General features: G+C 54.3%; 17 protein-coding genes and 2 pseudogenes. 9 read left to right on the top strand and 10 right to left on the bottom strand.

Features of this window, described 5'->3' with window-relative positions:
* The first annotated feature begins 29 nt into the window (after positions 1–29).
* Entirely contained in the window at positions 30–1,109 is a 1,080-nt protein-coding gene (locus M0R88_RS10410; protein ID WP_248653445.1) for a glycosyltransferase family 4 protein, read from the top strand.
* Here M0R88_RS10410 and M0R88_RS10405 read toward each other — a convergent pair.
* Positions 1,088–2,239: a glycosyltransferase gene (locus M0R88_RS10405; RefSeq protein WP_248653444.1), complete on the bottom strand. Its 1,152-nt coding sequence runs from the start codon at positions 2,237–2,239 to the stop codon at positions 1,088–1,090. The two genes, M0R88_RS10410 and M0R88_RS10405, sit on opposite strands and share 22 nt — an antisense overlap.
* Before the next feature lie 124 nt (positions 2,240–2,363).
* Here M0R88_RS10405 and M0R88_RS10400 point away from each other — a divergent pair, with 124 nt between their 5' ends.
* Positions 2,364–3,503, top strand: a complete 1,140-nt coding sequence (locus tag M0R88_RS10400) for a glycosyltransferase family 4 protein (protein ID WP_248653443.1) — start codon at positions 2,364–2,366, stop codon at positions 3,501–3,503.
* A gap of 1,681 nt (positions 3,504–5,184) precedes the next feature.
* Here M0R88_RS10400 and M0R88_RS10395 read toward each other — a convergent pair.
* The 5 genes from M0R88_RS10395 to M0R88_RS10375 all read right to left on the bottom strand — a co-directional run bounded on the left by M0R88_RS10395 (position 5,185) and on the right by M0R88_RS10375 (position 10,704).
* Complete coding sequence (locus M0R88_RS10395) at positions 5,185–6,282, bottom strand: tubulin/FtsZ family protein (RefSeq protein ID WP_248653442.1); 1,098 nt, start codon at positions 6,280–6,282, stop codon at positions 5,185–5,187.
* 97 nt (positions 6,283–6,379) lie between these two features.
* Positions 6,380–6,937, bottom strand: a complete 558-nt coding sequence (locus tag M0R88_RS10390; protein WP_248653441.1) for a metal-dependent hydrolase — start codon at positions 6,935–6,937, stop codon at positions 6,380–6,382.
* A gap of 513 nt (positions 6,938–7,450) precedes the next feature.
* Positions 7,451–8,689 carry an ABC transporter permease gene (locus M0R88_RS10385; RefSeq protein ID WP_248653440.1) on the bottom strand — a complete coding sequence of 413 codons (1,239 nt, stop codon included), beginning with the start codon at positions 8,687–8,689 and terminating at the stop codon, positions 7,451–7,453.
* A gap of 1 nt (position 8,690) precedes the next feature.
* Positions 8,691–9,692: an ABC transporter permease gene (locus M0R88_RS10380; protein WP_248653439.1), complete on the bottom strand. Its 1,002-nt coding sequence runs from the start codon at positions 9,690–9,692 to the stop codon at positions 8,691–8,693.
* A 250-nt stretch (positions 9,693–9,942) separates the two neighbouring features.
* Positions 9,943–10,704, bottom strand: a complete 762-nt coding sequence (locus tag M0R88_RS10375; protein ID WP_368409342.1) for an ABC transporter ATP-binding protein — start codon at positions 10,702–10,704, stop codon at positions 9,943–9,945.
* Between the two features lie 410 nt (positions 10,705–11,114).
* On the opposite strand from M0R88_RS10375, the gene M0R88_RS10370 reads away from it, so the two are divergent.
* Positions 11,115–11,372, top strand: coding sequence for a hypothetical protein (locus M0R88_RS10370; RefSeq protein WP_248653437.1), 258 nt, complete (start codon positions 11,115–11,117; stop codon positions 11,370–11,372).
* Positions 11,373–11,383: 11 nt separating this feature from the next.
* Here M0R88_RS10370 and M0R88_RS10365 read toward each other — a convergent pair.
* Positions 11,384–11,812 (bottom strand): annotated as a pseudogene (locus tag M0R88_RS10365) (RNA-guided endonuclease InsQ/TnpB family protein); the annotation flags it as partial.
* Positions 11,813–11,950: 138 nt separating this feature from the next.
* Positions 11,951–14,500: a PGF-pre-PGF domain-containing protein gene (locus tag M0R88_RS10360; RefSeq protein ID WP_248653436.1), complete on the bottom strand. Its 2,550-nt coding sequence runs from the start codon at positions 14,498–14,500 to the stop codon at positions 11,951–11,953.
* 235 nt (positions 14,501–14,735) lie between these two features.
* Between M0R88_RS10360 and M0R88_RS10355 the strand changes: the two genes are divergently transcribed.
* A complete protein-coding gene (locus M0R88_RS10355; RefSeq protein WP_248653435.1) occupies positions 14,736–15,806 on the top strand; it encodes a hypothetical protein in 1,071 nt (356 codons plus the stop codon).
* 55 nt (positions 15,807–15,861) lie between these two features.
* Here the strand turns inward: M0R88_RS10355 and M0R88_RS18825 are convergent, their stop codons facing one another.
* Complete coding sequence (locus tag M0R88_RS18825) at positions 15,862–16,017, bottom strand: DUF7563 family protein (protein ID WP_438267185.1); 156 nt, start codon at positions 16,015–16,017, stop codon at positions 15,862–15,864.
* Between the two features lie 619 nt (positions 16,018–16,636).
* On the opposite strand from M0R88_RS18825, the pseudogene M0R88_RS10350 reads away from it, so the two are divergent.
* A pseudogene (locus M0R88_RS10350) lies at positions 16,637–17,131 on the top strand (transposase); the annotation flags it as partial.
* A 38-nt stretch (positions 17,132–17,169) separates the two neighbouring features.
* On the opposite strand, the gene M0R88_RS10345 reads toward M0R88_RS10350, so the two are convergent.
* Positions 17,170–17,604 (bottom strand): hypothetical protein, encoded by a 435-nt coding sequence (locus M0R88_RS10345; protein WP_248653434.1) that lies wholly within the window; start codon positions 17,602–17,604, stop codon positions 17,170–17,172.
* 241 nt (positions 17,605–17,845) lie between these two features.
* On the opposite strand from M0R88_RS10345, the gene M0R88_RS10340 reads away from it, so the two are divergent.
* The 4 genes from M0R88_RS10340 (at position 17,846) to M0R88_RS10330 (ending at position 21,932) form a co-directional block, all read left to right on the top strand.
* A complete protein-coding gene (locus M0R88_RS10340) occupies positions 17,846–18,301 on the top strand; it encodes an SWIM zinc finger family protein (RefSeq protein ID WP_248653433.1) in 456 nt (151 codons plus the stop codon).
* 148 nt (positions 18,302–18,449) lie between these two features.
* Positions 18,450–19,376 carry a transcription initiation factor IIB gene (locus M0R88_RS18740; RefSeq protein WP_368409341.1) on the top strand — a complete coding sequence of 309 codons (927 nt, stop codon included), beginning with the start codon at positions 18,450–18,452 and terminating at the stop codon, positions 19,374–19,376.
* 306 nt (positions 19,377–19,682) lie between these two features.
* Complete coding sequence (locus tag M0R88_RS10335) at positions 19,683–20,072, top strand: hypothetical protein (RefSeq protein ID WP_248653432.1); 390 nt, start codon at positions 19,683–19,685, stop codon at positions 20,070–20,072.
* Between the two features lie 6 nt (positions 20,073–20,078).
* Positions 20,079–21,932, top strand: a complete 1,854-nt coding sequence (locus M0R88_RS10330) for a TrbL/VirB6 family protein (protein WP_248653431.1) — start codon at positions 20,079–20,081, stop codon at positions 21,930–21,932.
* Positions 21,933–21,972 lie beyond the last annotated feature (40 nt).

The raw sequence follows: 21,972 nt of genomic DNA, 5'->3' as shown, positions 1-21,972 counted from the left end.
ATAAATTCTTTAGATGTAACTCTCACACAGTGAAAGTCGGATTCTATTCAGAGCCAGAAACAGGCAGTGGAATTGGAAACTACGAGTACGAACTATTACACCACCTCTCAAGGAGCGCCTCAGTCGATGTTGAGACAATTACTCCCGTTGAGTTCGTAGTTCCAATAGTCGGGGATTACGTGTCGTTCACACAGGGTGTAAGCCAAGCATTAACTAATATTAGTGATGAGTATGACGTTATTCACTTACCAAATCAATTTCAAGCAGCAGGATTGCTCAACACCGATATTGAATCGGAAGTAGTTGTTTCAGTACATGACATAATACCGTATATTACGTCCAAACACGGGAACATTCTCAGTAGAACGTTTGCACCGGTATACGTGAGAGGATTAGCTGAGGCGGACCATCTAATTACTATCTCAGAATACACGAAATCGGATCTGGTCAACAACACAACTATTTCGAGTGAGAACATCTCAGTCGTTTATCCGTCAGTGGATGGGTCACATTTAACCGATCCAGCTCCAAAAGAAGTTCTTAACGAGTACAACATCACTGAGCCCTATATTCTGTATGTTGGTCAACAAGGAAGCAAAAAGAATATTGAAGTCATTATTGAGGCGCTGAAATCGCTAGATGAAGACGTTGACTTTGTCATTGCAGGGACACCAGGAAATCCGCTACAGTCACTTAGAACTACGTACTATACAAAAAAGAATGGTGTAGAGGATCGTGTCCTTCGAACTGGATTCGTCAAACAGTCTGTGCTCGCTCGGCTATTCCACTCCGCTTCGGCCTTTGTTTTCCCGTCAAAGTACGAGGGGTATGGACGACCACCGCTAGAGTCAATGTCCGTTGGAACACCCGTCGTAGCGTCAACAGCGACGGCGATCCCGGAGATACTGGACGACGCAGCGATACTAGTGGATCCTGAGAAACCGAAGAGGTGGGCAACAGCTATTGCCGAAATGCTGGAAGATAAGGAGAAGCGGGAAGCGATAGTAGAAAAGGGATACAAACAGTATGACAGTTTTAGTTGGGCTACGTGCGCATCCGAAACAGTAGAGATATACGAATCAGTCGTTCAGCGGCAGAGTTCTGAATAGATATGCTCAATTTGCTCAGCGCTTGACCGCCATGAGTATTCGTCCTTGCAAAGTGTGCGAGCATCATCAGGATCAAATCCCGAAGACAATAAACGGTCAATTGCGGTAGCCAGCTCTGCCGGGTCGTCACGCGGAACAACCTCACCAATATCGTTGCTGCTTACTGCATCGGAGACCCCCACAACATCGGTCGTGACTACGGGTGTCCCGGAGGCCAGCGCCTCTAGGAGAACCAGGCCGAATCCCTCTTGATCTGACGACAGCGAGGGAAGACCAAACAGATCCGCTTCCGAGTAATAGGCAACAAGGTCATCCTCCTCAACGTATCCCAAGAAAGTGACGTAGTCTTCAACGCCAAGCACCTTGGCCTGCTGTTCATACTGGGCTCGTGCCTCCCCGCCGCCACCGACAAGCAGGTGCGGAACAGTCTCACTTCGGTCGGCCAGAAGCGAAAACGCCCTTAGCAAGACATCCAATCCTTTGTAGCCGTGATGCCCATCAAGAACGCTGAGGAAGAACACGTTCGGTCGATCCGTATCAAATCCTAACCGACTACGCTCGGCATCATCAATAGTGACAGGTCGAAAACGATTGACATCAACCCCGTTGTGGACAACTTCAATTTTATTCTGATACGGACGGAGATGCGGTGAATCGTCGCAGTAATCTGGTTGAGTGATAATAATAGTGTCTACCAACCGGAGTGTGATCTGTAGCATCGTCTGGTTGTACAGTCGGGCGACGTAGTCCGCAAGCCCTTCGCCGATAATATCGTTATGGTAGGTCAGCACGACTGGTGTCCCAGTGGCAGCCCCAACTAATGCGCTAAGATCGGCACTCCATGGTGTGGGAAGATGCGTGTGGATGATATCCGCAGCTTGGGCCTGCCGGTACAGCGCTATCGGTAATGTTGGTGTGAGGTTTGTATTCGCTATGCTGCCTATGCTAGAAAGCCGATGGACATCAATGTCATCCATTTGTTCGTGATGGTCTGTTATCGGGTTGACCTTCGCACAAACGACGCTGACGTCGTGGCCTAGCTTGATGAGATTTTTCGAGAGGTCGTGAACGTACGTCTCAACTCCACCGATATGAGGAGAAAATCGTACTGGCGTTTGCAGGATATGCATTACAGGCATTTTGTGAGCAAGCAAGTAATAATGATTCGATACGCATAGATGTTTGACTGATGAGTTTCAACGAGACCACACAGAATCGTAAGTCAAATACTGGACAACTGAATCTACATAGCTAATGCGCGTGGCCTTCGTCTCGAACGTAGTTTATCCGTTTGTCACCGGTGGTGCGGAAAAACGCATCCACGAGATTGGTACCCGCCTCGCTAACAAAGGCCACGACGTCACGATTTACGGTCGTCACTTCTGGGACGGACCTCGTGAAACCACGCACGAGGGGATGACGCTGCGCGCAGTCGCTCCCGAAGCCGACCTCTACGCCGAAGACCGTCGTTCTATCACAGAAGCCATAGACTTCGCAGCCCGAGCGCTCCCACAACTCCGTAGACACCTCCGCCGCGACGAGCACGACATCGTCGTCGCCAGTGTGTTCCCGTACTTCCCTGTCCTCGCCACGAAGCTCGCCGGTCTCCGCACGGACACGCCACTCGTGACGACCTGGCACGAGGTCTGGGGCGACTACTGGGAAGAATACCTCGGTCACCTCTCCCCGTTCGGTAAGCTCACTGAGCGCATCACTGCTCACACCCCCCAACATCCAATAGTGATATCGTCTATCACGGCCGACCGCCTCGCGGCCATCAGGCCAGCACGCGAGACCATCGAAATCGTTCCGAACGGCATCAACGTCGAACAGGTCAGAAACGCTCCGCTCCCTGAGCAGGGCTACGATATCCTCTTCGCGGGCAGACTCATCGAACACAAAAACGTTGACGTCCTCCTCGACGCGTTTGACCAAATCACTAGTACACACGACGCCACGCTGGGCATCGTGGGCGACGGTCCCGAACGCGAGCGCCTCGAAGCGAAACGCAAGTCACTGACCCATGCCGACCGTGTCGAGTTTCTCGGGTTTCTCGATGACTATGAGGGTGTCCTCGGTCACATGCGCGCCGCCGACGTCTTCGCCTCCCCGAGCACCAGAGAGGGATTCGGCATCACGTTCGTCGAAGCAATGGCCGCTGACTGTACCGTCATCGCTGCCGATCACCCCGATTCAGCGGCGGACGAAGTCATCGACGACGCGGGTCTCCTCGTCGATCCCACGGTCGAATCCATGACTGAGACGCTCGACGACGCACTACACGGTGAACGACCACCGACGAAACCCGTCGAACGCGCGCAGCGATACGACTGGGATACGGTCGCCGACCAAGCAGAAACCGTGTATCAACGCGCAATCGACGGTACCTGGTGATCAGTAGCTCACCGCATCGTACAATCAGCGTGCAATCCTGTACGTCCCACTATCGAGCACCCCATCCTCAGGATAATCCAGATTCTCCACCTCACACACGCCTTTCAACGCTATCGTAGGCGGATCTTCGTCATCCAAGTCAGAACTCTACCCGTCCCGTGCTGCTAAACAGACTCGAAGCGAATTCTCCCAATCCTGCATCACGTCTACTGCGTTCCCGCAGTCCCTGATGTCTTCAAGGACCGCAATCAACTGGAGCGCACCCCCACCGTCGTCGTGGGCCCAGCACTTTCACCCCTTCTGGCTATCCACACCGAAGTTCGTACTGTCCTTGTCGTCCGGCCTGGGATTGTCATGGGGCGTCGTTGCCCGTGGACGGGATGCGGACCTTGCCCGTTCCTCCTGTACTTCCGGAACAGTCTGATGTTCGCTATCGGAACCGGATTGAGGTCGTAGTATTTCGACTGATGACCCCCACTCTGATCGACTCGGACTTGGACTTGTACCGTTCAATCACGGAATCGGCCTGTTCCTAGTCGCTTAGATGATCCTCCTCATCGACGTACTTATCGACTAACTCGTCGGTCACGTCCTGCGCTTCGGGGACAGTATGCTGCGGTGTGTCCTTGATGTGCAGCCAAGTCGTCCAGATTACCCGACCGTTGGCCGGATAGCCGTAGATCTCGACGTGCCCCCTCGTTCAGATCCTCTATAATCTTCCGCCGGTCTACGTCGCTAGGAATGTCCCTTCACGAAGACGTGCATGTTGGTCATCGACCGCGGCATCTCTAGTCCCCGCCGAGTGACTGGATGACGTCCCACCCCTCACGCGTCATCACACCAGTCCCGTCGTCTCGAACATCAATCACGTCGTCCAGGTCGACGAGCATGAGCCGTTCGTCGTCTGGATAGAAGTCGATATGGCACAATCGCGGTTCCCTTTCTGCCTCGTGTGCAGTAGCCTGTTCGTCTGCGAGTACTCCAAAGTGCTTTGAGGAACCCGCGGGGTGGGCGTCGTCAGCGACCCACTAGTCAGAATCTAATTATCAACGCTTCGGTGCCATCGACTACCAATTTAGGAACTTACCGAACCGTCCGAGGTGCTACAGAACGAAAGATCGCTGATCTCGGACCAACCCGCGCGAATAGGATGGTTTCCCAACCGGCAGACCCAACCGAAAACAATCACAAGAATTCCGCCGCTGCGAGCCCCGATTAACAGCACTTGGTAATGCAATTCTTTATTCAGAACAATATCTGTAACTGGATCGCTAGTATCGATAAGTACGTGCCCCGTATTTATCACCCATCAATACAATACTAAATATACTAACGTTTTCGACGCGTACAAAAATCGTGCCTAGTGAGACCTGCTCCAGGATCGGTAAATTCTGGAAATTGCCGTTTCATCCAGGATTGAGTATTGTTTTTGTTAAAGTAGTCACTGCTATCAATAGCCAATTATTTGTATAGAAACTGTCATCGTTGGGGTGTGGTCGTTGTAGAAGGCATTCACTACAGCGAGTCACGTCATATAGCAAAAAAGCGGAACTCGGATGGCAGCAAGCGTACGACACAGCAGGTATGCGTTATCGGTAGATAGACTCGGACTACCGTTTTCGAACCGGTATTCCCGACCGGTTCTCACATAACCCCGCGCAGACGCGAAAAGCAGAGACCACTACTCCTTGACTGCTTGCAAGTCTTCAATTCGAGGATGCGCCGAAATGCCTGCTAACAAGACGAGTATCATGAGCTGTGATTCCGTCTGTAGTGGAGCATCACCACTTCGTAACTCAGCAGATTCGATTTCCTCGGAGAGCCACGCACGACCATCAGCAATCGCGTCTCCATGAAGCCACTCCGATGGTCCAGAGACAATCAGGAGGCCAGTCTCTACGGCCGGAAGATCACACTCCAACGTGAGTTTTCCCTTCACGGCTCGCCGCAGTGTCGTCTCAACTGCCTTAATCGCCTTTACCTCATCAACGGTGTCATTCTCTCCGCCAAACAGACGTTCGCGAACCGTTTTAAGAAGTGATCCAGTCTGGTCTGCAGAGTCAGGTTGGAGATCTTGTTGAGCATACCCAAGTGTCGCGAACCCACTCCGGTCGAGTGTCGCGATAATCTCGCTCGCGTCGATGACGCGCTCACCGACAGCTGAAGCCGTCTCAGCCTCACCAGCAGCAAAGAGCGTCCCAAGTCGCTCAGCCAGCACACGATTCAGTTCAGCAGTGTTCTCGGAGATCGTGTCGTCTCTTCCAATCCAGTTGTCGTTATCGAAGACGATTTGGGCGTCTACGACTTCACTGACTGTCTTGAGTCCACGAGCCGTGTTTTCAGGGGGAATCGATTCGTTCCCGGCCGGGAGAACAGAGACGGCATAGAGTGGAATCTCGAAGATTTCTCGGAGCGCTTGCACCAAATGGGATGTGGCACCTGAGCCTGTCCCACCGCCAAGTCCTGCGACGACAAAGATAGCAGTAGTCTCGGACGGAATTGCTGACTCAATTTCACGACGCACTTCTTGAAGGTCTTCTTTGATGGCCGCAATACCACTTGTCCGATTGCCGTCCGTCCCGGTCCCGTGTGTCTCAAGATGGCCAAAGTTGTGGCATGCGTCGTCGGGAATCGTCGTGAGCGCTGAAAGGTCTTCAAACTCTGTGTCGAGGACCTGAGCGGTGGTGAGATATGAGACTGAGCGGCTCTTGTTCTCTCGGGCGAGTTCATCGACGATGCGGCCACCTGCACCGCCGACGCCGATAGCTGCGACCTTCATGATAGGTATATGTTTGGAGAGCAGAACTTAAACCTCACTTCGTCAACGGATATCTCGCTTCCGGCCATCAACCACGATTGCAGGCGTTCTCACGCAATCATCGCGTGATACGGTCACGGACCGAGTTGAGGCCTGGCGTCCCGGTCGCTATCCAGACAAAGATGCCCACACCAAATATGAGGAACTGTACGATCACATATGGTTCAAACCTGAATGCCATGAGGTGGTCCATGAATGCGCTATCGCTTGGATACGGCGGTGACGGAAGCACAGGCCAGAGCAGATACGTTGTCCACTGTACCTGACTCATATCACCGTAGAGAAGACCGAATACGACTGTCGGGCCGAGGTCCGCGAAACTGTGCGAGAGATAGCCAATACCGAATGCGGTAACAAGGTCTGTGCGATGGCGGCGATGCCCAATCCAGTATACTACTGCAAGGATAAGCGATGCTGTAAGCAGTGAGTGAGCAAGCGAGCGACCAGAAGGTAAGAGTTCAAAGCTCCATGCAAGAGGCTTGTCGATGATGTCGGGGAACTGCGTCCCAAACCCCATAGCGAGGAGCGTCAGAAATGTCTGCTCACGGCTATCACTTCCGTGAACCCAAAATACGTAACAGAGATAGCCCACGCCCAGATGTCCCCATGGCCACATTGATTCGGGTTTCAAAGAGCGCCGTTGTGGGTCTTTCGTCTTCTTCTCCAGTAGCGAGACGCAAATTCTCGGGACAACGAATCGAGAGTATCATCAGAGGTGAGGAATAATCCAACTATTTGGAAAGGGGAAGATTTGCATACGATGACGGGAACTGGCTGGTATGACCGACTGTATTGCTGCAATCGAGCGGTGTGTGTACTACCGGGAATACGTGCCCGTTACACCTATTGATGTCTCACACCAAGGTTCGTCCTCAGCGGCCAGTATCCAAGGGCGTCTCCTCGTCTGTGATCGCTGTTTGAGCGATAACTGCTAGCAAATCAAGACCCATATAGAGGACGAGATGCGTGTATCCAGCAATTCGAAGCGGCTATTCCGCATGCTGAGTCCGGCTGCGTTTCCTCAGTACTGTATCGAGCTTCTCAATCTTGGCGTGCTTCGAGTTCGTAGGCTTCTCGCGGGGTGAAGACCGCTGGCCGGTAACACAGAGCGACTAACCAGCAACCGACATTAGCTTTCGAGATGCGTTAACGGCTGGACTCGACCTACCCGCCATCCGGCAACGAGCGAGCCGATCATCCCGATCCCGACAGCGACAACGGCACCAATGCCGAACACGAGATCCGGTGTCTGAACAAGCCCCTCGAATCCAACGAGTCGGGCGGCAACCATATTCAACCCCGCACCGGCAAATGGCGTAATCCCAAGTCCGACAGCGCCACCAAGCAGGCCGAGCAAGAGTCCCTGGCTTGCTGCAGTCCCGATAAGCACTGACGAAGAGATGCCGAGTGCCTTTGCCGCAGCTAACTGCTGGCGTTGCTGATACACAAGCAACGCGAGTAGATTCGCCGTCAACGCAACACCCGCAAGAACAGCCAAAATGACAAGCACCAGGCCACTTGCGAGAACAACGGCTTTATCCGCAAGAATCGACTGTAGCTGCTCGCGGTTCGTGCGAACATCATACTGTGGATACTTCTGTTGAAGCTCCTGTTCGATAGCAGCCGTATCTACTCCCGAACGAAGGTCAATCGTGATCATCGTCGCAGGATCCGTCTGAGTTGTGCCTGTAAGCTCCTGGAGTTCACTCAATCGTAGCGTGACACTCGGTGTTCCAAGGAACCGCGAGAACGTCGGCGAGATACCAATCACGGTAAACTCGTTCTGACGAGCACTCACAACCGTGCCTCCAACATGGATTGTATCCCCGACCGAGACATTAAGCAGATTTGCTGTTCTCGGCCCAATAAGAATCTCTCTGGTCATTTTCCCATCGTAACTTCCACCAGCGTAATGGCGGTCAGGACCAGTAAAGCCCGCTCCCCTGGTAATCTGGGCAGAACCACTACTACCTGTTCCTCGAACCCCTACTCCGACAATCGTCTGTAGGTCATCTGGGTTTGTGCCGACGTACACTGTTTGGAAGGCCATCGGCTCCGCAGTCCGGATGTCCTCACGAGCGGTGAGATTCCTTGCAATGCCATGTGCGTTCGTTAGTGTGTTCTCGAATCCACCGACACTTCCGGGGGCCAATTGTACGGGCCCACCGGTTATCCAGAGGTCGCGCCCGGAGGCGTCGAATTTCTGTTGGCCAGTCTCGACGACACCATATCCAACACTTGCGAGAAGTGTCGTTGAGAGGACGGCGAGTGCAATCCCGAAGATGGCTAAGACGGTCCGTGTTCGTTCGTGGGTGAGCTGTGCGACCGTGATGCCGAGGACGGCGCGAAGTTTGGTGAGTGGGCGCATGTTAGGTGTTGAGCTGGTCGAGAATCGACGTTCGTTTCGTGAGCCACAACAGATAGGGTGCGGCGAGCAACCCGATGAGCACGGCGACACCAACTCCGCACACACCAAGTATTGGATGGGCGACAGCGATGGCAGACGGTGCGATGTACTGCTGGGCGAGGTGGTTCGTCACCTCAATACCCAGATACCCTAATGCAAGCCCAAAGATACCGCCGACAATCGTCACCATCAGAGCTTGGACGAGCACGACAACGGCACGACTACGCCAGGGGAGGCCGAGCGCGCCCATCAGTGCATACTGCTGTTGGTCAGCCGTGATCTCGAGACCCATCGTCGTCCCGACGAAGAGCGTGCCGACAATGACGGCCACGCACAATGCGGCGACACTCATCGCGAGCGGAAGTCCTGACGACATGTTTTGTGCCGTTAATCCGCTTCGGGCCATCACTGTTGAGCGCGGATAGACGTTCTCCAACTGAGACTTCACATTGCGTGCGTTCGTATCAACTAAGATTTGGTCGGCTTGGTCGCCGGTTGTCGCCCCCGTCAACTGCTGGGCCTCACTCAAATGGACGAGAACGACCGGTAGTTGGCCCATTCCAGTGCTGACGCCCTCACGGCCAATCGAAGTCACCGTGAGTGTCTGATTCCCCCGTGCCCCTCTTGTCGGAATCAAGGACGTGCCGTTCGTGACGTTGAGAAGTTCTGCGGCCGCAGGCGACACCACTGCTTCCCCGGTCCACGTTCCGTTGTAGGTGCCGTTCGCATAATAGGGGTCACCAGCGTGCATCGGACCTGCGGATAACCCGGCGACCTCTACGTCGGAGTGAGCGACAACACCAATGACGATGACGTACTCACTCTCGTCTTCACCACCGGGCGTATGCATCTCCATTGCGTGCATGAGCACTGGCGTTGCGTACCTCACCTCCTCTTTCTGGGTGAGTTGTGCAGTGGTCGGATGAACAGCCCCGAACTGTGGGGCGTCCGTGGAGACGACCATTGTCGAGGTTGAGCCTGCTTCTGGTGTAATCCAGTAATCAACTGAATCCCCACCTACGGTCGTTTGGGAGGACAGTCCAAGTGCAACACCAGTAACGATGAGCATGAGCGCAATGGCGATGGCGACACCACTGACGCTCAACGCGACTCGACGAGACTCGGTGACGAACGCTTTCTCGCGGACGCGTCGCAGGCCAACGCCAACGAGCCCAAGCCATCGCTTCACTCGCGACGGTCGCCCGTGTGATGAATTAGTCGCCATTGGATACCACGCGTCCATCCTGGAGGTCGATTCGGCGGTCAGCAATCGCGAGCGTCGGGTCATCATGGGACGCCACAACGACTGCGCGGTCGTTCGCAAGCCCCTCGAAGACCTCAAGAATCGCCCCCGCCGTCTCGGTGTCGAGTTCGCCGGTCGGTTCGTCTGCGATAATGAGATCGGGATCCGTCGCAAGTGCGCGCGCAATCGCAACCCGTTGTTGCTCTCCGCCACTCAATTCACCGGGCTTGTGGGTAGCTCTATCACCAAGGCCAACCTTCTCGAGGAGATCAGTCGCACGGTCGTGGCGCGCCCTTTTCCCAAGCCCCTGTTCAACAAGAGGTAGTGCAACATTCGATTTTGCCGAGAGGGCGGGGAGTAGATGGAAGCGCTGGAAGACAATGCCGATTGTCGTAAGCCGCAGTCTGGTTCGCTCTCGACCGGAGAGCGTGCTCGTATCCTTTCCATCGACGGTGACCGTCCCATCGGTTGGGGTGTCGAGTGCGGCAAGTAGATGGAGGAGTGTAGATTTGCCACTACCGCTCGGGCCCGCGAGTCCGATGATTTCACCTCGATGTACTGTAAGGCTCACGTCCTCGAGGGCCGTTACCGTCGGCCGGTCGTTTGACGAGGATCCGAAGAACCGGCTGTTTCCACCGCGTGTGTATGTTCGCGTGACGTTCTCACAGTCTGCAATCACGGGCGTGGACGGGGATGATTCGGATGTGGAGGGTGGGGCGTTTTGATGTTGCATAGCTTGCTTAACAAAGTGAGTCGGGGATAGCGAACCCCTATATCTTGGTTGTTCTGACCGTTTCGGGGAACCACAGTTAAATGTTATCGTACTGCTGGTTCAAGGATTGAGACGTACTCACAGCTACAGTATCTACCTCATGCACACCCCTCCAATCTCGCACTAACGCTGTTCACTGAGACGGGTCTCAGAAACACTCACCGATAGTAATTTGCCACGCTCGATGTCGAGTACGGCCAATTTGACGCTAACATAGTTGAGTCGAGGCTTAGCGTATCTCAGGACCCATACAACAAAACACCGTTATCCCCATGGTATATTGCGTGACGCAAGCGGGAGTCTACATCCGGTCTCCAAGCCAACCAGAACTCAACTGACCCAACCCAGCTAAAACTCACTACCAGTCACAAATGGTCTCGAAATCGACGCTCAAGGAAGTTATCGAAATCCTCGGCATTTTCTCGATGTTCGCACTCAGTGTGTTCGTCTACCTCGTATGGTGGCTTGCATTCTACCAAGGGGGCCAGATATCACTGCAAATCAATGTCTTTGAGGAGATGTGGTTCGAATACGTCCTCTGGCTCATCGTCACACCACTCATCACCCTCTCGATGTACTACTACCTGAAAGAAGATACTCAGACGCAACCGACACCGGACAACGAGTGAACTACCCCACCCTACTCGCTCGCCGCTGACGCGACTCGCTCCTTGAAGGTGGGGCTTCCTGTTTCCACGACGCGCTTTGCAGATACCGACGTATCCGTAAGGAGTGCAGTCTCCACAGGCGTTGATTCGGAGCATCCCGCTCCTAACCGCTTGTTGATAGCGCGTGAACGAATATTCCACGCCGCGTTTGCATCTCTATCCGCCTCGAACCCACACGCCGGATACGAGTGTTCGCGCACCCACAACGGCTTGTCTGTTGAGACGCCGCAGGATGCACACTCTTTGGTCGTTCCGCGCGGAGTTACCGCGACGAAGTGCGTCCCTTCGCGTTCACACTTGTATTCGAGCATCCGCAGGAACGTTCCCCACGCCGCGCCTGCTCGATTCCGCGAGTTGCCCGGCAGTTCGATCAGACCCTTCGCGTCCAAATCCTCGACTGTGCGGCGCTGTATCCCCTCCCGACTCACTCCCTTCGGTCGCTCGTTGAGGAAGGTCCTTAGCGCCTCAATTCAGATAGTCCACGACTAAGCATGAGGGAGCGCGTCAAAAAATGAAAGTAGTGTGTCGAAGCGGACTGCCTACTTGCCGACGTAATCGTTGAGGTACATCTCAACGTCGTCGCGGAAGTAGTAGAGTCCACCACCGATGAGACCGAGGATGACGAGAACGGCGATCGAGATGCCGATGGCACCGATGCCACCGTCTGAATCTTTGTCGTCACCGGGTCCAGCGGTCGTTGTCTCCGTTTCGTCGGAGTCCGAATCCGAGTCGTCGGAGTCCGAGTCGTCATCTTCGACGACGGTGAGCGTGCCAGCCGAGGCATCATCGACCGACACCTCGAACTCACCTGTCTCACTCGCCTCGTAGTTGAACGTCACTGTCTTCGTCTCGCCGCCTTTGACGGTCACGTCTTTCGTTGCCACAACGTCACCGCCAACGGTGAGTTCTACAGTGTACGTGCCTTCGCCATTACCGTCATTCGTGAGTTCGGCAGTCACCTCAACCGTCTCACCAACGGTGACTTCCGAACGACCGAGCTCAGCGTTCGAGACGCTAATCGAGGGTTGCTTCTCGCCAATCGCGAACACCGAGAAGCCAGGCGTCACAGCCTCGAAGTTGTACTGGCCGCCTTCCTGCCCAATGAACGTGGTCTCAAGCTCTTGCCACGAGCCGTCGTGGTAGCGGTACAGTACAACGTTATTCGGCGTACTGTATTCGCTGAGTTGGCTCGACGACAGACTGAAGCTGATTGTTGCTTGCTCGATCTCGGAGTTCGAGATGAGACTCTTCTCGACCTGCAGGTAGCCCTTCACTGCGACGTTGGACGGATCCGACGGCACCGAGGCGGGCCGACTCGAGAAGGAATTAATATTGAATTTGAAGTGTGCGTTGCTGTTCTTCAGCTTAACCTCAAGGTTGTCGAAGGTGATGCCGCTCACCTTCGTCGCCTGCTGGCTCGGGATGTTCACTCGAATGCTCTCGCCAGCCTGACCGCCTCGAATATCAGCGACGACACTACCATCGGATTTTTGAATCGTCTCGACGGACTGCGGCGGTTCAAGTCCACCGCCACCGCCACCGCCACCGCCGCCACCGCCGCCATTGCCGCCTTTGGCTTTGACGGTGACAGTGTCAGATGCAATGTTACCGTTGACCTTGATCTCGTAGGTGCCCTTCTTCGGGATTGCGCCAGTCAGGGTGACCGTCTTCGATGCTTTACCTGCCAGCGTGACCTGTGTCCGGTTGAGTTCGGTCCAATCAGATGTGCCGGTCTTCCGGTAGGACGCCCAAACGTCACGAGTGACTTTCTCGTTCCCGATGTTCGTGACGTCTGCAGTGATGCTAATGGACTTGCCAGCCTTGATTTTGTCGGGCGTGAACTGGACGTTCGAGACACTGTAGACGGATTTCTCGAGCGTGAAGGTGTCCGTGTTAGTCCGGATGTCACCATCTTCGTTGACCGCGACGTGAACCCAGCGGTAGGTGTCTGACGACCAGTTCGTCAATGTCTGGACGGTAATCGTCGTGTCTTTTCCGGAGACGGCGGTTACGGACCCGTCAAGCGTGGGGTCGCCTACGCCGTCGATGGTTTCGTTGTCCGGGATAGTTCGATCCGTATTCTCCGTGACGAAGTTAATGATGGAGGTGACTCCAGGTGAACCTTTGTACTGGCCGGACACGTCCTTATCTAAGAACGTGGTGCCCTCTTCAACGCGGGCGACACCGTTGACCTCGCTAATCGAGTGTTTGAGTGTCGTGTTTTCGGAGAGTTCAGTGATGTTCGATGGGTTGCCGGTTACGTTTAGGGTGAACCGCTGGTCTTCGAATCCAGTCTCTTCGTCGTAGACGAGAACAGCTTGCTGAACATCGTCGCCGTTCATTGAAGAGATTTTGTCAACACCGAACGTCAGGTCATCTCCGCGTGCGGGCGATGGGGTTTCGAGGGACGCACTCGATGGCTTGTTGTGAACCATCGCTCGTTCAACACCGACAATCGTCGGCTTACCAGTTATGGTGAGGTTGCCGTTGTTCACGTCAAGCCCGGAGTTAGCCATCGTGCCGTCTGCAACGAAGAATACGTATTCACCGGCTCGCGGCGGGTCGAAGGCAAACAGTCCATCGCCGTGGCTATCGATTGTGAGTGGGTTTTTGCTGAGGAACGTGACGTTCCGGTTCAGTTTCTCGGTCGTGGCGTTATCTCGGACATCGTCTTCGGACGTTGCGTTTAGGATGTCCAAGATATCCGTGTATGAGTCGATGCTTGGGTACGTGGTCGTCGTATCCGGACTAACTCGCGCAGCTACGATCGTCATGTCTTCGCCTGCAAGTTGGCTCGGTTTTGAGGTGTAGTCTGCGTTGAACCGAACCTTAATCGAGGTTTCGTCGTCGAAGACACCAACGGTTTCTTTGTTGAGGGAGGTACTGTCTGATCCGAAGTCCGAGCTTGGTTTCTCGACGTACCATGCGGCGTTGTCAATCTTTGTGTCTGCGTTTGATGTATCCGTTCGGAGTGGGAGAATTGATTGTTCCCATACGGATACATTTCCGGCTTCTATTGTTTCGTCGTCGGGCACCGTCCAGTCGGATGTCGCACCGACCGGTGCTGAGAGCGGTGCAAGGACGAGCATTACAACCAGTGAGACAGTTATAAATTGACTCAATCCTTTGATTGGTTTTTTGAACATCTACAGTCTCATTGGATGTCTCATAACGAACAAGTATAAGGCTTTCTCTGTTGGAGAATTACGACAAACTCTCAAATACAATATTAGAGAACTTCCATTGTAGTTTCATCTGCTCTCCGAGCTCCTGTACTCAGAGAAGAATATTTATTTACAGTTCCTCAGAAGGAATGGACACGCTATGAAACGCCGCCTCGTCCTCGGAATACTCATTATCGGTCTCTGCCTCAGTGTCGGGGCCCCGACCGCACTCACCGAATCATATAGCCTTACCGTTTCTAATAGCGTCGACACACCCACTAGTCAGGTGACCGTTGATGGCACCCAACATACAGTGTCAAGCATTGCAAAAACAGCTCCTGGGAGCACACTTACGGTTTCAGTCTCGGCTCCCGAAGCGACAGACTACACCGTTCAACTCCGTAATCGGAAACGCCAGATCACCACTGATAGAGATGGCACGGGAGACGGCCAAGTTACCTTCGATTTCACGGGATACAAGCCAGGGTCGTACATGCTCCTATTGTACAAAAATGGCGAGTACAAAGACATTTTCCCGGTCGTCGTAAGTGGCTATGACATTAGCGTCGACGCACCAAAGACAGCCACGTCTGGGTCTACGGTCACAGTTGACATCTCAGCGACAAAGAGTACAGATGTTGAATCACCGAACGCAGTCTATGTCGTCTTCACGACCGATGGGAAGACAAAGAAGGTCCAAGCTGCAGAAAGTGGCTCCGATTCGTATCAAGCATCAGTCTCACTTGAGGATATTCCGACGGGTGACCACCGACTGTATGCATACGTTCAAGGAAGTGACACTGCGTTCAAAGAAGGAAAGAAAGAAATACTCGGAATTAGCAACGGCGTGGCTCTAACGGTCACAGACAAAAAGACAACCACGTCTACTAGTAGTTCAAATAGCGGAGCTGAAGAAACTAGTACTACTACTGCCGACACTACCAAAACGACAGTAACTACTCAGTCAACCACGACACGAACCACTTCAAAGAACACTACCTCCACAACGTCAGCCCAGACGCCGACTACCACCCCAGATATATCGTCCACAACGACTGCTACGGAAACGACAACGTCTATTAAGACAACGAGTTCTTCGCTCATCACTCCAAATAAGACAGCGACTGACACCGCCACATCGACGAATTCTGAAAAGGGAGTCCCAGGATTCGACCTTATGACTGCAATAGGAACACTACTAATAGCAGGGGTGTTCCTTCACCGTCGTTGACATTCCCTCTTTTTTGGTGATGAATGTGTTGACTTGTCACCCCCCAAGTATTGTTCTATTGGCGCGGTGATCGTGCTTCTCTCACGTCTGCTCCTTCTCGGACGAGGTCTTCACATGATGGGCAAACTCGAGGTTTTTCAACATCAGAGGGTGTGAAGACTCTCACGTATCTTTTTGTGACGAACCCACCACAATTCTGGCACTTTGGCATAGTTCGCTCAAAACAGAACAGCGTAATATCTTTTATGGCTACTGACTAATACAGGTGTCAAAATGAGCCGTCGATGGAATGCTTTGTCTGGCATTAAGAAGCACGTTTAGAAGCCAGCGATAACGTAAAATTATATTTAGGGAAAATTTTATGTATTTATTTCACCATCCATCTTTTTGTAAGAGACTCCGCTCTCCACATACTGTAGATACTGGGAGAGAAATTACTCAGTTGCCGACTCACAGATTTGACAAACTCGTAGCATCCATTATAAAAAGTGGCCGACATGGAACCAAAAATTTCGTCCGAGGTTGGAAAGTAACGTGCAAGGTGCCAGACTTGCCCAGAGCCTCGAGCATCGCCGTGTCGACCGAATAACGCAGGTAGGTATTGTATCCCCACAATACATATATTTTACGTCATAACGGAAATGTTGTATAGTGACATGATTTTTATATTTCGAAAGCGTGGAACCCTACCCAGCGCGACCGAACCCTTAACCAAAGACATGACTATTAAGAGACGGCCTTAGGGGCAGTTACTTCTTGGACAGCAAAATTCGACCACCGTAGCCTACGAGTGTCGATACTGCAGAACGGCAATCATGATGAATGCCACCTCTCCCTCGACATTGTGTAAGGCGTTCAACCGACTCGATATGCTAGTTTGGCGCGTCCTTCTCAACCTCTCGGTCACACTCCTCCCGACTAACAGTTTGTCGGGATTGATGCCTCCGTCTTTGACCGTAGTTACGCCTCAAAACACTACACAAAACGACCGAAGCTGACGATTCAATAGTTGAAAGTGACACTCCTCATGGACACGAGAGCGAATGCTATCCTCGATATCCACATTACGACGACCAGAAGATTCGCACGTTAGCCCGCGAGGAGGGTGCTCGTCCGCTTATCAAGCACCGTGAATTTTCGTCACTCCACAAGGCGTGGAACGCTCGGCTGGACACCAATCCCTCCGGGCAACGCAGTCAGAGCGAGACGTTGAACTCTCGCCTGAACCGGAAATATGGTGCATTCGTCCGTTTACGACACTAATGAAAGTAGTTCCGTGAACTCGCTGTCGGCTGTCTCACTCCAACATCGACAAGACACTCTGACCGTTCAATAGAGAGAACAGGTTGAACAACACAGCCGACTACTCTCTCAGAGTTGCTGTCGCCTTCAGCCGGTGAATCAGGGATGGTAGTTGGCGTCCTCCGCCGTGAGAGAGCAGAGTGCCACCAAGAACGGTGAGGTACCAACCAAGTGCGGGCACGAACGTGGCGGAGAATCTAAACAACGTAGAGTAGGAAAGATAGTACACCGGAAACACCGCCACTCCAACTCCCGTCACAATACGTATCGGGGTCCAGAAGCTGCTACTATGGAGTAGAAGGACAAGCCCGACTGCACCGAGTAGTACGAAGTCGAACCCCTCAAATCCGGCACCCATACCGGTGTAGTTGATTGTCGGGACCTCGGCGTCAGGAGGCAGGTTTGGATTTATCCTCAGCCAAGGAAGATACGCACCGACTGCAACGGCAACTGCACCGCCGGCAACCAGAATCTTGTTGCGCAATTCAACGACCATACATTTCCATAGACAAAACGGCATAAACTCTTTCTGTAGATTTAAGCTTCGACTTGCTCGACACGCAGTCCTACCTAACGGCTGTTTCGGCGAGAAAGATGTCTAACCAATAGGATTTCAACAGAGCCAAACTCCCCTAAAATTCCTCCAAGACCTACTTAGCCACGAGTTCGCACTCCCAATTATATCGACCCCTGATGGGCGAGGGGCCTCAAAGACATCGAATCCCCTCGTAGAACCAATGTCGACAAATCCATTCGGAGAACTAGACGTAACGAATCGAACAGTCAAGCGAGCGCAGTATGAGGCGCTTGAATTCGCGCTCTCAGCGGACGGCGTTCAGGTCCGGAACAATAGCTACGCCAATCCTGAAGATCACGAATATCTCGTTGAAGTCATTGAGGGTGTGCCGACTACATGTACCTGCCCGGCAGACGCGAAATACGACGGCGCGTGTAAGCATCGAATCGCCGTCGCGATTCGGCGACCGATTCTCAACGCCGTCCGCCGCCAGCAACTCGTCGCGGACGGTGGCATCTCCTCCGCATCGAAGCACGAGGAGAACACCCCGAGAGAAGACGGAGACAGCGACGACCAAGAGCAAGCAGAGGAGTGCGATTGTGCGGACCTTCGGAGTGACTTCCCCTGTTGGGAGTGCTACCGAAGCGGGCGAAAAGACTTCCCGGATGGCTACTGAGAATCTTCACTTTTCTGTGATCGAAACCTTCTCTATTTGATTCTCATATCGGCTCGCTGTAGGCTGTAATAGCGACGAGCGTCTTCCGTCGGTTTTGTGCCCCTGAGAGGTGCGGGGCACCCCGAATAGTGCCTCGTGGAGCCAACAAATGAGTGTTCAACGTATCTACGAGCGAAGCTTCGACGAGGACGACGGAAAGACGATTAATCGAGAAACGTGTCCCGAGTGCGACGGCGTACTCCGAACGGTCGGCGGCGAGACGACGTGCGAGGAGTGCGGTCTCATCGCCGACGAGTACCGAATCGACCACAGCGCGACCCAAGCCAGCTATCCCGACGAGGAGACCACCGAACAGACCGGCAGTCCACTCTCGGCGACGCGTCACGACCGGGGCCTCTCGAGTGAAATCGGGTCGTGGCGAGACGGACGCGGAAACGAACTCTCGTCCGCGAAGCGACGGAAGTTCTCACGGTTACGGCGTCACCACGGTAGTGCCCGTTATCGGTCGAAATCAGAACGGAATCTCATGGTTGCCTTCACGGAAATCGGTCGTCTCACGAGCGCTCTCGACTTGCCGTACTCAGTCCGAGAGCGAGCCTGCACTTACTTCCGGAGTGCTCATCGGGACGGTCTTCAAGGTCGGTCGATTGATGCCGTCGCGGCCGCGAGCGTCTATGCCGCGTGCCGGTGTGGAGACTGTACGCGAGTCCTCTCGGAAGTCGCAGAAGTCGCTGGCTGTGAAGAGCAAACACTTCGGCGTCAATATCAGTTCCTGAACGCTGAACTCGGCTTGCAAGCGAAGCCACCGCTTCCGACCGAGTTCGTCCCGCGACTCGCGTCGATGTGCGACGCTCCGACTGCAATTCGATATCAAGCGATGAAGTTCGCAAAACAAGCGGTCAACGCGAATCTCCACGTGGGTCGTAAGCCCGTCGGACTCGCGGGAGCGTGTCTGTATCTCGCATCGGAACGCGAAGACCGGTTCCTCACACAGCGGAGCGTCGCCGAAGCGGCAGACGTGACCACGATGACGATTCGGACACGCTCACGAGAACTCCGCGAGGAGTTTCGATAGAGTCACGACCGACTGTCTGACCAAAATCCTTCGAAGTATTCAGCAAACTCACTTAGAAAAAGACAGCGAAGCAGAGGTATTAGCGCGTTACTCTGTTCATTCTGGCTGATTTTCCCCACGTTCATAATACAGGTTTATTATATAGGGCATCGTCTGCTAACTTACCCCCGCAGGTTCGGAGGAAATTGACGATAGCCTGTCCATACGCGCCTCACAGAGCCTGCGGTGGGTCATCGTTCCATGCGACTTCCCACCCCCATTCCGATACTGACGAATCGCGTTCGACTTCCAGACGTTCTGTCCTCGATGCCAGAGAGCCCTCGTCGCTTCTCGAAACCAGTTGCGGCGTACGCACTCGGTAGCGTCGCCGGTTTAGCACTCGTCTCGAACACTGCCAGCGCACAACAGGTCGTCGGAAGCGATCTCTGCGGGACGCCGCTGGCAGATACAATCAATTTCGCCGCACCGCTGTTCGTCGGCTTGCTCATGATCGCCTCAGCGATTCTCGCCTACATCCTACACAACGCTGCGGCCTTTCCGAAAGATCCCCAATCTGTCGAATCCGTGAAGAACTGGCGGAATCGCGCTACATTCAGTGCGGTGACAACGCCGCTGTTCGCCGTCGTCATCCAGTTGCTTATCCAGTCGACGGGCGTCGGCCTCGCCGAGTGCGTGAACATCATCCCGTTCTTCTGAACGGCGATGCGTTCACTTCCCACTGTCGTCGTGGTTGTCTTCGTCCTTACCAGCGTTGCGACCCCTGTCCTCGGCCTGCCACCGGGTCCGCGAATTGAACCGTTCAACGGAAGCCCGACAAACAGCGACGAGTCGACCCAAACCAGGAGTCCCACGACTCCAACTCCAACGACGAATCCAGTAACAGATACGAACTCCCCCGAGGAGACGACGGAATCTCGAAACCCGTTCGCCACCGCAGAACCCGCGGCCTTCGACGGTACATGTAGCGGTCTCGGGCCGTTTAGCAGAAATATCTGTAACGGCGTTCTCGCCGCAGTGAACGACCTCGCGCGAGGGTTCCTCGAATTCTCGCGTGACATCGCCGAGTGGGCCGTCGAGTTCCTCGTGAGCCGACCCGTTCCAGTCCGCGATGGAACACCGGAGTTCATCGACCGTCCGACGAACGCGCCGATGGACACCGTCTACGACCTCTGGTTCACGCTCGGTCTTCCCGCGGGACTTGGCATCTGGGCGCTGTTCATGTTGTTCTTCCGTGCTGGGGCACTCCTTCCGGGCCACGTCGTCACCGCGCGGCAGGCGAAAGTTCTCGAACTTAAGGGGTGGCTCGCGCTCTTTGGCATCCTCGGGTCGTGGATTTGGTGTGCATTCCTGCTCTACCTCTCGTCGGGGCTAGCCGACTGGTTCGCACCTGCTGGTGCACAAATCGCAACGAGTTTCGAGCGCATCCTCTCGGGCGCGGTCGCAGCCGGACTCGGGGCCATCCTGCTGTGGCTCTCAACCGGCGTCCTATTCGTCTTCGTCGCGCTCATCTTCGGACTGTCGTGGCTCGCCGTCTACGTCTTGATTCCTGCGATGCCTGTGCTTATCGCACTCTCGCTCCCAGCAGTCTGGATTTTCCAACCAGTCGCGAGCATCGGTCAGCGACTCCGAGAACTGTTCGTCCCGGCCGCGTTCGTGCCGTTTCCCGCGGCCGTCATCCTCGGCGTCGGCTATCCAGTGATAAACGCGATTCACTCCTCGCTCGACAGCGGCCTCTCGGATTTCGCGGGCGTCGATTCGTTCGCCTACATTCTCCTCGTGTTAGTGATGTGGTTCTGTGCGGCGCTCTCACCGGTCTTCCTGTTTGTCGGGAGCAGACGACTCCGACCGTTCGCGATGCTCACAGCAGGTGCGCTCGGCGCTGCATCAGGCGCACAGATTAGTCGCGGGGCGCAGCGACTCCGAGACCGGATTCCGTCACCGTCTTTCGGCAGTGGGTCACGTTCGTCGGTCGCTCCGAACGCTGGTGCAGGTAGTCGGGTTGACCCGCTCGACGGGTCACCGTTCACTCGGACGAATAGTGGCGGCTTTGGCGGGTCTCTTGGCGGAACGCAGACTGCTGGCGCGCTGGAAGGCGGAACGCAGTCGAAGAGCGGGCTTGCTCGGACACCTGAGCAGGCACAGACGTCTGGGAACAGCCAAGCGACTGGTGCATCTACGAGTTCAGGATCTACTGCTGGAAGACGGACGACGAGCGCGTACGAGAAGACGATTCCCGACGGCGTGTCATTCCAGCAGGTTCGCTCTCGGGACGAGTTAGACCAGCGACGATACGATGCTGGGTACTTCGATAGGCAAGGAGAGTTCAAATCGGTCAGTCAGGGACCCTCAGATTCGGGATGGTTGCTTGACGAAGGTGGATTCAACAGAATTAGTGAAAGACGCTCTGATAAAGCGGTCGTCCTGTACACTGCTGAGGAATCCAAGGCCTTCGACGCACGTAAAATTGCTTCGGAGGACAGTTACCGAGCCGCTCGATATGCTGAGCGACATAGAGATAGCGTTCATACCGTCGAAGGAACCCGAGGAAGGCGATGAGGGAGAAAGATTCTCGGCCAGTTGATGGCGGAAGTCGATT

This window comes from Halorussus gelatinilyticus (genome assembly GCF_023238445.1).
Classification (GTDB): Archaea; Halobacteriota; Halobacteria; order Halobacteriales; family Haladaptataceae; genus Halorussus; species Halorussus gelatinilyticus.
The sequence above is the reverse complement of the archived record's forward strand: the minus strand, read 5'-3'. Positions and strand labels throughout refer to the sequence as shown.